A 347-nucleotide genomic window follows, 5' to 3' on the forward strand; every position below is an offset into this window, starting at 1 on the left:
CATCTGCCTATAGAACAAATAGAACAAGAAGCAACACCATGATTGAACAATTCCACCGACTGTACGGCCTACGGACGGTAATCGAGGTACTGCAACCGGCCCAGAGACATGGCACGTTCGCATTGGCATGAGCGACGATTGCGTCCGTCACAGCGACCGCAGGTACTCCCCCAGATGCGGCACGGCGAACACGGCGAGGCGAGCAGGCTCATTTCAGTTCAACAGCCTATTCTCGGGCATATCTTGCAGTTGTGTGTACCGCCAGGCGCGCACACATCGGCACGGCTGATGGGCAGGAACTCCACGATCGTTGCAATTCCGCCATTATGCAACACCGCCGACACGAC

The sequence above is a fragment of the Bifidobacterium jacchi genome (assembly GCF_009078285.1).
Classification (GTDB): domain Bacteria; phylum Actinomycetota; class Actinomycetes; order Actinomycetales; family Bifidobacteriaceae; genus Bifidobacterium; species Bifidobacterium jacchi.